8 protein-coding genes are annotated in these 11,991 nt (G+C 66.7%); 3 read left to right on the top strand and 5 right to left on the bottom strand.

Annotation, left to right across the window (positions count from 1 at the left end):
* Nucleotide 1 precedes the first annotated feature (1 nt).
* Both ACOGI5_RS06570 and ACOGI5_RS06565 read right to left on the bottom strand, forming a co-directional pair.
* Nucleotides 2-406, bottom strand: coding sequence for a hypothetical protein (locus ACOGI5_RS06570; RefSeq protein WP_419863626.1), 405 nt, complete (start codon nucleotides 404-406; stop codon nucleotides 2-4).
* A gap of 53 nt (nucleotides 407-459) precedes the next feature.
* Complete coding sequence (locus ACOGI5_RS06565; RefSeq protein WP_419863625.1) at nucleotides 460-3,213, bottom strand: RCC1 domain-containing protein; 2,754 nt, start codon at nucleotides 3,211-3,213, stop codon at nucleotides 460-462.
* A 101-nt stretch (nucleotides 3,214-3,314) separates the two neighbouring features.
* Between ACOGI5_RS06565 and ACOGI5_RS06560 the strand changes: the two genes are divergently transcribed.
* Nucleotides 3,315-3,863 carry a superoxide dismutase family protein gene (locus ACOGI5_RS06560; RefSeq protein ID WP_419863624.1) on the top strand — a complete coding sequence of 183 codons (549 nt, stop codon included), beginning with the start codon at nucleotides 3,315-3,317 and terminating at the stop codon, nucleotides 3,861-3,863.
* Between the two features lie 99 nt (nucleotides 3,864-3,962).
* A complete protein-coding gene (locus ACOGI5_RS06555; protein WP_419863623.1) occupies nucleotides 3,963-4,721 on the top strand; it encodes a dienelactone hydrolase family protein in 759 nt (252 codons plus the stop codon).
* A gap of 89 nt (nucleotides 4,722-4,810) precedes the next feature.
* Here the strand turns inward: ACOGI5_RS06555 and ACOGI5_RS06550 are convergent, their stop codons facing one another.
* From ACOGI5_RS06550 to ACOGI5_RS06540, 3 genes are all read right to left on the bottom strand, one after another.
* Entirely contained in the window at nucleotides 4,811-6,841 is a 2,031-nt protein-coding gene (locus tag ACOGI5_RS06550) for an ABC transporter permease (protein ID WP_419863622.1), read from the bottom strand.
* Nucleotides 6,838-7,887, bottom strand: coding sequence for a quaternary amine ABC transporter ATP-binding protein (locus tag ACOGI5_RS06545; RefSeq protein WP_419863621.1), 1,050 nt, complete (start codon nucleotides 7,885-7,887; stop codon nucleotides 6,838-6,840). Before ACOGI5_RS06545 ends, ACOGI5_RS06550 begins: the two co-directional genes overlap by 4 nt.
* 145 nt (nucleotides 7,888-8,032) lie before the next feature.
* Nucleotides 8,033-9,073 (bottom strand): ABC transporter substrate-binding protein, encoded by a 1,041-nt coding sequence (locus tag ACOGI5_RS06540; RefSeq protein ID WP_419863620.1) that lies wholly within the window; start codon nucleotides 9,071-9,073, stop codon nucleotides 8,033-8,035.
* Nucleotides 9,074-9,636: 563 nt separating this feature from the next.
* Between ACOGI5_RS06540 and ACOGI5_RS06535 the strand changes: the two genes are divergently transcribed.
* A complete protein-coding gene (locus ACOGI5_RS06535; protein ID WP_419863619.1) occupies nucleotides 9,637-11,970 on the top strand; it encodes an ATP-binding protein in 2,334 nt (777 codons plus the stop codon).
* Nucleotides 11,971-11,991 lie beyond the last annotated feature (21 nt).

Raw genomic sequence — 11,991 nt, 5'->3', positions numbered from 1 at the left:
GTCAGCGGGTGCGGCGGACTGCAGCGACCAGCCCGACCGCGAACCCGACGAACTCGATGAGCGCCAGGCTCAGTGCGGTGTGGAAGAACACACCCGCGCCGTCGCCGATCACGTTCGAGTGCAGGTCTGGCGTGTCGAGAACGAAGTGCAGCAGGTAGCCGAACACGAACGACGCATACATCGACGCGGCGAACAGCGCAGCGCCCAGCCGGACGCTGCGACGGAACGCCAGCCACACCGCGGCCAGCGGCAGCAGCGTCACCACCACAACGATGTAGACGAGCTGCGCAGCCGGAATCGGCACATCTGCAGCGGCATGGCCGTAGGTGTGCGTCAACCCGACGCCGAGATGCAGCGCGGCGATCCCCGCCAGCGTGACCTGCTCGAACCTCGCGGATGCCGCCATGACAACCCCCATTGTCGCGGCCGATCGGCCGCTCTCCGGGCTGCCCGTCAGGCTCAAACGAGCAGCGATTCGAGCTGGCCTCGCACCTCGGGTCCGAACCGGAGCTCAATCTCGTCGAGCCACTCGCCGAACTCGCCCTCGATCTCCGACGGCCTCGGTGCCCGAAGGTCGATCTCGGCACCGAAGTCGTAGAAGTCTGTGGTCGTCACGATCTCGTCGGGCAGCGCCGTGAAATCCACGCCGAACCGTTCGGACAGCGCCTGCCAGTCCATGGTCTCGGTCAGGACCGACCGGTGAATCCGCAGATGCTTGTCCAGCCAGAGCTCGATCGTGAGTTCCTCTGGCGTAATGCCGCTCAGCACGTCCGCGAGGCTGCCCTCCTCCACGCTGTCAGACGGCACCAGGCCTGCCGCGGCCGCGTCCAGCGTCGCCAGAACGCCTGTCGTCGGAACCCCGCGAATCTCCGCGTCGCCGATGATGACCGCGTCGAGCACGTAGTCCGCGAAGTAGTCATCGGCCTCGGGAAGGACGCACTCATCACCGCCCTCGTCACCGTCAGAGCCCGGACTCCCCTCTGCCGGCCCGCAGTCGAATCCGAGGTACTCCATCGTGGCGCGGCCCACGGTGAACCAACCCGACGGAATCTCGATGCCCGATCCGCGACGGATCGCCTCGGGAATACGCAGACGCATGTACACCGTGCCGTCCACCGTGAGGAACTCGTTGCCGAGCATGTCTTCCGGGTCGTCACCGGGACTGCCTCGCAGCGAGATCGTCCACTCGTTGAACTCCCCGTCGTACTCGCTGATCTCGAATGACCAGCCGAACGGGCCGAGGTCGGCGACGCTGTGGGAGCGCACGGGCTCATCGACATCGCTCTCCAGCACCTGTGTGACGATGGCGACGAGTGCCTCCGGGCTCGTCAGCGGGTCGAGTACGCCGGACACGTACTCGACGTCGCCGTCGCTCTCGTCAAGGTCGTCGAGGCCGCCTGGTCCCAATGCCTCGACAGCCGCCGGCGTTCCGACAGCCCGAGTCAGCCAGCACGCCACTGTGGCATCAGACCGGGTCGCGCAGGCGTGGCCGTCTCCCACCGAGACTCTCCCGAACACCCCGCTCGGTGCGCCCGCCTCGCCGACCACGCCTTCGCCCCAGCAGACGATGGCCCCGTCGACGCGCACGGCACACGCATAGTCGGCAGCCACGTCCACATAGCGATACAGCCCGTCGGGCGGGTCGGTCTTGCCGCCCGACGCATCGCCCCAGCACTCCACCCGGCTTCCGAATGCCACGGCACACGCGTGATGACTCCCCGCAGCGAGCTGGAGGAACTCGCCGCCCGCGGGCGGCGACGCCGTGCCGTGCTCATCGGAGCCCCAACACGAGATGTTCCCCTCGGGCCGCAACCCGCACACGACATGCGCAGCTGCAGCGATCTGGACGAACGCGCCGTGAGGTGCGTCCGCGAGCCGAGTGCCATTCTCGTCCCAGCAGGTCACTGTCCCATCGAGATGCAGCCCGCATCCGCCGACGTGCCCGGCAACGACCTCGGTGAACCGCTCCCGCGGAGGCTCGATGCCCCCGTATGAGCCATAGCTGCGGCACACCGCCGCTCCATCGACCCGGATCGCGCACGACCACGGGAGGCTGGCCTCGATTGCCGTGTACCGGCCTGGCGGGAACTCAGGCGGAGAAGTCGGCCAGGCACCCCAGCAATCGACCTGACCATCTGCCCGGACAGCGCAGCTGTGCCGGAATGCAGCCGAAACGGCCGTGTACTTGCCGGGCGGCACGTCGACGAGATCATCGATCCGGTAGCCCCAGCACGTCACGACGTCGTCGATGCCCACAGCGCACGATTGCTGAGAGCCAGCCGTCACCGACGCGAAGCGCCCCGCAGGCGGATCGGCCGCACCGGCGGAATTCTCACCCCAGCACGTCACCTCGCCTCTCGTGCCGAGTGCGCAGGCGTGCCCGGCGCCCACCGAGACCTGGGTGAAGGTGCCGCTGGGAACACTGGAGAGAAGCGACGTATTCAAACCCCAGCAGGTGACGCTCTGGTCGTCGCGTACTGCGCACGAGTGAAATGGCCCGCTCGCTACATCGATGAAGCTTCCTGCGGGCACCGACAACTCGGCATGCTCGAGGTGTCCCCAGCACGCAACGGTGCGATCAGTCCGCAGCGCGCATGCGTGGGACACGCCGAGCGACACCTTGCTGAACGAACCCGCCGGGGGTGGCTCGTCACCTGCTGCTGTCGAACCCCAGCAGGCGAGTGTGCGGTCGGGGCGGATGCCGCACGCGGCGTCGTCGCCGGCGGCGATCGCAACGAACTTCCCAGCAGGAGCGTCCGTCTGGCCTGCCGCGTTCGAGCCCCAGCACGCTACGTCGGCGGTGGTGCGGAGGCCGCACGCAATGCGACCTCCCATCGACACCGATACGAACTCGCCGTCCGGCGGTTCGGCTTCGCCGTTGCTGTTGGCGCCCCAGCAGGCCAAGGCGCCATCAAGCGACAGCGTGCACGCATTGAAGTATCCCGCGGCAACGGTGACCGCATCGGGGAGATCGATGCGGAGTTCGGCGTCAGTCTCGACTGCACCGCTGACGGACTCCTGTTCGTCGGGAAGCGCCTCGTCGCCCTCGGCTGGCACCTCGCTCGTGGACGTAGACGCCGCTTCGTCTGCGGTGTCGCCGGGCAGCTTCTCAGAGACGCAGGCGGCAGCGATGAGTGCCCCCGCCAAGACAATCAGCGCCACCCGATTCCAGTGCCCGCCAGAGGATAGTTGCGAGTACTTTGAGCGGTCCACGCGGCCACTGTAGATGTGCGCCGTGCCCTCATCCCTAGCGCCGCCAGGGCGTGATCTAGCGTGGTCGGGGTTTGCGGCCGAATCGGCAGACAGGATCGGGTATGCGCTTCCAGAAGACGCTCATCGGGACGATGGCGGGACTGCTCGTGGTGTTGAGCCTCGCTGCTTGCAGCGACGACGACAGCAACGACATCGCCGGTGTCGGCCAGCGGGCAGCGGCAACGATGTCGGGTGCTGACGGATCGCCGATGGGCACCGTCACGCTGGAGCAAGGGCCGAACGGCGTGCTGATCTCCGCCGACATCAGCGGGTTGACGCCGGGCGCTCACGGATTCCACATCCACACCATTGGTGCCTGCACGCCGGACTTCAGCGCTGCAGGCGGGCACTTTGCTCCCGGCGGACAAGGTCACGGATTCATGGATCCCGATGGACGGCACGGCGGCGATCTTCCGAACCTTCATGCAGCCGGCGACGGCACCGCCCGGGCGGATGTCTTCACCGATCTCGTGACGCTCGCAGCAGACGCCGAGACTTCCATATTCGACTCCGATGGTTCGGCGATCATCATTCACGCGAAGCCGGACTCCTACGGACCCGAACCGGGCGCCGGCGACCGCGTCGCCTGCGGCGTCATCGAGCGCAGCTGACACTCTCGTTGGGTTTCCCGACGACTCGCCGACGAGGCGTCGTGCCCGCCATGGGGGAACGGTTACCGTGCGCGGGCGCATATCTCGCTAGGGGGCCGCATGCACACTGAACGACGCGAACTGGACACTGGCGACGGACAGCTTGGGCTGTACATCGCCCGACCGGACGGCGACGGCCCGTTCCCGCTGGTGATGTTCTTCCATCACGGACCGGGATTCGACGACGGATCGCGTGAAGCCGCAGACGCCATCGCCAGCGAGGGTTTCTGCGTTGCGGTGCCTGACCGGTACTGGCGCAACGGACCGTGGCTGACGTTCGACATCGCTGCGCTCTTCGCCGAGGGCCCCGACTCCCCCGCTATGCAGGAATTCCTGGGCCTGCTGCTGGGCACCACCGACGACATGGTCGACGCAGACATCGCGGTGGCGCTGGCCTCGCTGCACGACGACCCGGCGGTGGACACCGTCAACGCCGGATGCATCGGCTACTGCATCGGGGCGCGCACCGTGGTGCGCACACTCGCCGGCCGCTCGAACACCTTCGTCGCCGGCGTGGGGCTGCATCCCTCGTTCTGCGTGACGTCCGAGCCCAACTCGCCGCATCTGTCGGTACCCACGATGACGGGGCGGCTGCACATGGCACAGGGCGCCGCCGATCAGCTTGCGTCGCTCGAAGAGAACCAGCCCCTGCTCGACGCCGTCACCGAGCTCGGTGACCGGGGCAGCACTGATGTGATCGAGGGCGCCGACCACGGGTTCGCCGTGCCGGGCGGGCACGCGTATCACCCCGAGGGCGCCGCCCGCTCGTACGCCACTGCGTTCGCCATGTTCGGCGAGCATCTCGGCAGCAACGCCTGACGCCCAGGCCGAGCGTGCGGCCCTCGGCCGCGACGCCTGCGGGGTCATCGAGCGCAGCTGACCCGGCCGACGACCTGCCGCGCGAGCGGTCAGGTGATGCCGAGCTGGGCCTTGCGTTCCCGGGCGTAGTTGGTGATGAGCTGATCCGCGGTGAGCCCGATGACGGCCACGTTGAACCCGGCCACCAGCCCCTCCCCGACGAGGGCTTGCTCGGTGCGGGCCAGCAAAATCTCGTCGCCGAGGCCGTCGATTCCCCCGATGAACGCAGAGATGATCACCAGCAGCAGCCCGAACAGCAGCACCTGGTTCATCCCCAGCATGATCTCGGGGAAGGCCATGGGGAACTTGACCTTGCGCAGGAGCTGCCAGCGGGTGCAGCCCGACATCTCCGCGGCTTCCACCATGTCGGGGGGCACATTGCGCAGGCCGAGCATGGTGTAGCGCACAGCGGGCACGGTGGCGTAGATGACGATGGCGGTGAGCGCCGCGACCGGGCCGACCCGGAACAGCATCACCACCGGGATCAGGTAGATGAACGACGGCAGCACCTGGAATGTGTCCAGCACGACCTGCACCGCGGCATAGCGCCGGGACGACGTCGAGGCGAACACCCCGATCGGCACGCCGATGGCCACGCTGACGATCAGCGCGGCCACGACCAGGTAGAGCGTCTCCATCGACTCGATCCAGAAGCCGGAGAACGCCAGGTACGCCACGAACAGCGACACCATCGCGGCGAGCTTCCAGCCGCCGAATCGCCACCCGACCGCCGCCGCCAGCACCAGCAGGCCGATCCACGGCAGGGAACCGAAGCCGTCGCGCATCGGGAACAGGACCTCGGTGATCATGAAGTCGCGGAAATAGCCCAGCGGCGTCTTCAGGTTGAGCTGCACCCAGTCGACCAGCCATTCCCACACCGGAGCCGTGCTGATCGTCCAGCTCTTCGGCAGCAGCTGGGCGTGACTGGTGAGCTGGGCCAGGGCCGTGCCGACGGCGGCCACCGCAGCGGTCGCGACCCAGTAGGGATGGCGTGCCAGCCACGATTTCGACAGGTCGACGTGCTCGGGCCGGCGGGAGCCCGCGGCCTGGCTGAGCCGGTCGAGCATGATGGCCATCAGCACGATGGCCACGCCGTACTCCAGCGCCTTGCCGATCCGCAGGCTCTGCAGGAAGTTCAGCAGCGGCAGACCCAGCCCGCGGGTGCCGACGAACGAGGCCAGCACCGTCATGCCGAAGCACTGCATCAGCACCTGGTTCACGCCCACCAGCAGCTGCGGGCGTGCCGCCGGCATCTCCACCTTCCACAGCATCTGCCAGCGGGTGCAGCCCGACGTGAGGCCCGCTTCGAGCACTTCGGTGGGCACCGTCTGCAGGCCCAGCAGGGTGAGCCGGGCCATCGGGGGAACGGCGAACAAAATCGTGGCGATGGCGCCGGCCTCGTCGCCGATGCCGATGAACACCGAGATCGGCAGCAGGTAGGAGAAGTGCGGCATCGACTGCATCACGTTGAGCACCGGCACCAGCAGGCCCTCGAACCACTTCGCCTTCGCCGCCGCCAGGCCGGCCGCCCAGCCGAACAGGGCCGCCAGCGGGGCCACCACCACCACGATCGACAGCGTGATCATGGAGTCGTCCCAGATGTCGAAGAACACCAGGTAGAGCGAGCAGCCGCCGGCCACCACCGCCAGCCGCCAGCCGCCGAACTTCGCCCCCGCCACCGCGAACAGGCCCACCAGCACCACCCACGGCACGGCGCCCAAGCCGAACGGGCCCTCCCCCGCGATGAGCAGCTGCTCGCTGAGGTCCAGCGGGTACTCCAGCCAGCCCGAGACCGTGCGGGTGACGTCCTTGACGTTGAACAGGCCCAAGAGCTGCTCGTCCTTGAGGTACAGCAGCGCTTCGTTGGCCCAATCGGGCAGGAACCGGAACTCGCCCAGCTTTGACAGGAAATCGGGGAACCAGCCCGGCGCCGCCTGGTGGAAGACCTGTATGGCCAGGTAGGGCGACACCAGCAGCAGCGCCATGCGCCAGCCCCGCAGGCGGCCGATGCGCTCCAGCAGGCTTTGTGGCCCAGCGGACTCTGCGGCGGACCCCGCAGCGGGCTCGGTCGCTGTGGTCATCGAATCGAGTTGCCCACCTCGGACCCGTTGGCGCCCCAGATGGCATCGATCACCGCGTCGCGGCTCAGGCTGCCGACCGTCGTGCCGGCGCCGTCGACGACCCGGAGGTTCTGCGAGGCACTCAGCACGCTGGCCGCGATGTCCCGCAGCACCGCATCGGCCGGAACGGCTGCCGCGTCCGGCGCGGCGTCGGCCGCAGCCCCCATCACGCTGGCCGCGGTGAGGATCCGGTCTCGCTGGACATCGCGGGCGAAGTTGCGCACGTAGTCGGTCGCCGGCTGCGTCACCAGGTCTTCGGCGCTGCCGAGCTGCACGATCTGGCCCTCGTAGAGAATGGCGATGCGGTCGGCCAGACGGATCGCCTCGCTGAAGTCGTGGGTGATGAACACGATCGTCTTGTGCAGCACCGACTGCAGGCGCAAGAACTCGTCCTGCATCTCGCGCCGGATCAGCGGGTCCAGCGCAGAGAACGGCTCGTCGAGGAACCACACGTCGGGCTCCACCGCCAACGATCTGCCGATGCCCACTCGCTGCTGCTGGCCGCCCGAGAGCTCCCGCGGGTAGTAGCCGCCACGGCCCTCCAGCCCTACCAAGGCAAGGATCTCCTCGGCTCTCGCCCTGCGGGTCGCCCCGTCCACTCCCTGCACCTCGAGGGGGAAGGTGATGTTCTCGGCCACGGTGCGATGCGGGAACAGCGCGAAGTGCTGGAACACCATGCCCATCCGGTGCCGGCGCATGTCGATCAGCTCACGGCTCGATGCCGCCAGCAAATCAACGCCCGCAAAGTGGATAGTGCCTGCGGTCGGTTCGACCAAGCGCGACAGGCACCGCACCAGCGTCGACTTGCCCGAGCCGCTGAGGCCCATCAGCACCAGGATCTCGCCCGGCATCACGTCGAGGCTCGCCGCCACCACCGCGGGGATGTAGCCCGCGTCCTTCACCTCGTCGACCGACGGCGCCCCGTCGTGGCGCTCGAGGAACCGCTGGGGATCGGGGCCGTAGAGCTTCCATACATCGCGGCACGAGATCACGGCGTCACCGTTCACCACAGCACCACCCATGCTCTGCCGGCTGGTTAACGCAGCCGACGGGGAAGAGCGCCGATCCCGGGATCGCCAGATCCGAGATTGCAGTGCCCTTCCCCGTCAACCGCGCCTCGGGAGGAGGTCCGTTTCTTGTCCGCTGGACCGCTCAGCCGTCGATCCAGCTCCGCCAGAGATCCTCGTTGGCAGCCAGCCATTCCTGGGCTGCCTCTGATGCTTCCTTGCCGTCCACATCCACCGCTGCGGCCATGGCGGCCAGCATCGGGTTGGTGAAGTCCATGCGCTGCACGATGGCTGCAGCCGTGGGCCACTTGTCGGGGAAGTGGATGCCCACGCCCGTCTTGAGGTAGCCGTCGGCCGGGTTGCCGCAGTCATGGGTCAGTTCTTTGTTGGTGCCCCATTCGGGATCGGTGCGGCAGGCGTCCTCGAAGGTCGGGAACTCGATGAACTTGCCCTCATAGACGGCTTCCACGAAGTTGGGCGTCCAGTTGAACAGCACGATCGGCGTGTTGTCCGCCGAGGCTGCATCCAGCTCAGCCCACAAGGTGGCCGCCGAACCGGCGTTGATCACCTCGAAGTCCATGCCGAGGCCCTCGACGCGCTCCTCGTCGCCCTTGAGCCAGTCCACCGGGCCGCCCAGGAAGCGTCCCTTGTCGCCGGTCTCTGCGGTCGCGAACAGGTGAGCGCACGCGTTCAGCGCCTCCCAGTCCGGGAGACCGGGGCACTGCTCTTCCACATAGATCGGGTACCACCACTCCTCACGGGTCACCGCGTTGTGAGTGGCCCAGTCGAGCACGCAGCCGGCATCGACCTGCTCCTGGAAGGCCACACCGAAGGCGCCTTCCCAGACCTCGTGGACGAGCTCTATGTCGCCGTCGCACATCGACTGGTACACGACCTGGCTGTCAGACGGCACATATTCCACGCTGAAGCCGGCCGCTTCCAAGATGCCGCCTACCACCTCAGCGCCGACCAGCTGGCTCGACCAGTTGTGCAGCGGAATCCGGATGGGATCGCTCGAATCGGCCATCTCCTCTTCTTCGGGCTCCGGTGCCTCGGTGGCCGCCGGGGCTTCCGTGGCGGCGGGTGCCTCTGTTGCAGGCGCCGCCTCATCGTCATCGCTCGTACAGGCCGATGCCACTAGGGCGAAGGCCATCAACGGCAATACCAGCTTGCGAAGTATTGACATCGCATCCTCCAGTTGTGATCGTTCCCTCGCGGCCGCAGTCATAGACAGTGACTGCCCCCCAGAACTTTCCTGAAAGTAGCACGATCTAGAACCACACTAAAACCATCTACGCCGCCCGATTGCGAGTTTCGTTGCCAACAATCTGTCAGAACTAGTACTCAAATGCGGACACTTCTGAGTCGATATTTGTTTTGTGAATGGGCTGTGACTATAGCGGCAATATGTGTGATCAATTCGTTGCTTTCTTAAGATATCCATCCATGGCGTGCATCTTTTCTTTGCGTCGCTTTCCGCGCGGACTCAACAGCGAAAGTGCAGGTAGTGAGGCCGTGATGCTCGCGTCAGATCGTGCACATGTTCATGCAGATCTCACTCTCATGCATGCGGCAGCGTTCAAAATCTCACAATCACACACGCAGGCGCGCGCTAGGTAGTGGCATATGTGAACGGATCGTGGCAATTCTCGCCAGTTTAGTGACTGCTTCAGTTTCTTATTCTGTGATAAGCCATAGTTTGATGTACTAGGGCTGATATTCCTGCAGTATTTCGACAGAGGTGCAGCAATGGCCGATCGCAAATCGAAGCAATCCGCCGACCGGGCAACCAGCAGCCGGATATCCAAGCTGAGTTCGGCGATCCTGCGCATCAATCAGAGCCTCGACGTCGCCACGGTGCTCGAGGAAGTGCTGGAGAGCGCTCGAGAGCTCACCGGGGCACAGCTTGGCGTCATCATCACGGTCGACGAGCGAGGCGAGATCCGGGAATTCGTCACCGGAGGTTTCTCGCCCGAGAGCCGTCGCGTGATGGTGGAGTGGCCTGACGGACCGCGGTTCTTCGAGCACCTGCGGGACCTCTCCGCGCCGCTGCAGATTCCGGATCTTGCGTCGTACCTGCGCTCGATCGAGCTCTCCGTGCCGGACTGGGCCTCGACGACGTTGCAGGGCGCGCCGATGCTGCACCAAGGCGAGCATCTCGGCATGTTCTTCTTGGGAGACAAGGTGGACGACCAGGAAGACCGCCAAGAATTCACCGGCGAAGACGAGGAACTCCTCGTCCTGTTTGCATCGCAGGCAGCGACGGCAATCTCGAACGCCCGAACGCACACCGCCGTCAACCGGGCTCGCGCCGACCTCGAAGCGCTAGTGGAGACGTCGCCGATCGGGGTCGTGGTTTATGACATGGCGGCCGGCCGTGTGGTGTCCTCCAACCTCGAAGCGCGCCGAATCATGCACAAGCTGAGCAACCCGGGCCAGCGCACCAAGGACCTGCTCGACGCAGTGAGGTGGCGTGTGCGTGACGGGCCGGACCTGTCCTTGGCGGACGTCCCCGTGGATCAGCAGCTGGAGCAGGCTGCGCAGATGCGCGCCGGGGAGATCACCCTGTCGGTACCCGACGGGCGCCGGGTGCGGACCCTGATGAACGTCACCCCGATCGGTTCGGCACACGGCGAGAGCGACTCGGTGGTGATCACCATGCAGGACCTCGCCGGCCTCGAGGAGCTGGAGCGGCGGCGGGCGGAGTTCCTCGAGATGGTGAGCCACGAGCTGCGGGCCCCTCTGACGTCCATCAAGGGCTCCGCGGCGACCGTGCTCGGAACGACACCAGCCCCGCCTCAGGCGGAACTGCTCCAGTTCTTCCGCATCATCGACGAACAAGCCGACCACATGCGCGGTCTCATCTCCAATCTGCTGGACGCGGGGAGCATCGAAGCCGGCACGCTCACGGTCACTCCCCAGCCGTCGAGCATCACCGATCTCGTCGACAGGGCCAGGAACAACTTCCTCAGCGGGGGCGGGAGCAACCCTGTCGTCATCGATCTCTCGCCGACGCTGCCGCCGGCCATGGCCGACCCCGAGCGCATCACACAGGTGCTGAACAACCTGTTGTCGAACGCGGCCCGGCACGCCCCCAAGACGTCCCCCATCCGGGTCGAAGCGATCCACGAAAACGGCTTCATCGAGATCTCGGTGACCGATCAAGGCAGCGGGATCCCGCCTGAGCAGCTCCCGCACCTGTTCAAGCGGCGCTCGGGTCTCGCCGACGGCACCGGACTGGGCCTGGCCATCTGCAAGGGGCTCGTGGAAGCCCACGGCGGCCGCATCCGAGCCCACAGCGCCGGCACCGACAAGGGCGCATGCTTCACCTTCACGCTTCCCGCCGCCTCTGCCGAAGCAGCCCCTCGTGTCGCCGCGCAGCGGTCGGCCGGGCAGACAGAAGCCAAGACGCCGATCCTGATCGTGGATGACGACCCGCAAGCGCTGTACATGGTGAGGAACGCACTCTCGACGGCCGGCTACGCCCCGCTGACGTCAGGCGACCCGGGCAAGCTTGCCGAACTCATCCGAACGGAACGGCCCAGCCTGGTGCTGCTCGACCTCATGCTTCCCAGGACTGACGGCATCGAGCTCATGAACAGCACCCCGGAGCTCGCCGAGCTGCCGATCATCTTCATCTCCGGGTACGGCAGGGACGAGACGATCGCCAGAGCGCTGGAGAATGGCGCAGCCGACTACATCGTCAAGCCGTTCTCGGCCATCGAGCTCGTCGCGAGGGTCCAGGCGGTGCTGCGCAACCGGGCCGGACCCCAGACCTACGCGCGTGGCGACCTCAGGGTCGACTTCACACGGCGGCAGGTGAGCCTGGCCGGCTGCGCAGTGGCCCTCACGGCCACCGAGTTCGACCTGCTGCGCCTGCTCGCCGCCAACGCAGGAGGGGTCGTGACCACCGACATGCTCCTGCGGCAGGTATGGGGCCACTCAGACTCGAACCACACCGACCGCGTGCGCGCCGCCGTCAGGAAGCTGCGGGCAAAGCTCGGCGACGACGCTGCAGCGCCCGTCTACATCTTCACCGAGCACGGCGTCGGCTACCGCTTGGCCGCCTCGACTGAGGGCTAGGCGGCGGGGCGCCGCCGCCGG

The organism is Candidatus Poriferisodalis sp., assembly GCF_965208925.1.
Taxonomy (GTDB): Bacteria; Actinomycetota; Acidimicrobiia; order Acidimicrobiales; family Poriferisodalaceae; genus Poriferisodalis.
Note: the sequence above shows the minus strand (reverse complement) of the source record. Positions and strands in the feature narration are given on the sequence as shown.

Excerpts from the sequence above, each read along its gene's own strand:
- ACOGI5_RS06570 (WP_419863626.1), bottom strand. The coding sequence starts at position 406 with ATGGCGGCATCCGCGAGGTTCGAGCAGGTCACGCTGGCGGGGATCGCC.
- ACOGI5_RS06560 (WP_419863624.1), top strand. The coding sequence starts at position 3,315 with ATGCGCTTCCAGAAGACGCTCATCGGGACGATGGCGGGACTGCTCGTG.
- ACOGI5_RS06555 (WP_419863623.1), top strand. The coding sequence starts at position 3,963 with ATGCACACTGAACGACGCGAACTGGACACTGGCGACGGACAGCTTGGG.
- ACOGI5_RS06550 (WP_419863622.1), bottom strand. The coding sequence starts at position 6,841 with ATGACCACAGCGACCGAGCCCGCTGCGGGGTCCGCCGCAGAGTCCGCT.
- ACOGI5_RS06540 (WP_419863620.1), bottom strand. The coding sequence starts at position 9,073 with ATGTCAATACTTCGCAAGCTGGTATTGCCGTTGATGGCCTTCGCCCTA.
- ACOGI5_RS06535 (WP_419863619.1), top strand. The coding sequence starts at position 9,637 with ATGGCCGATCGCAAATCGAAGCAATCCGCCGACCGGGCAACCAGCAGC.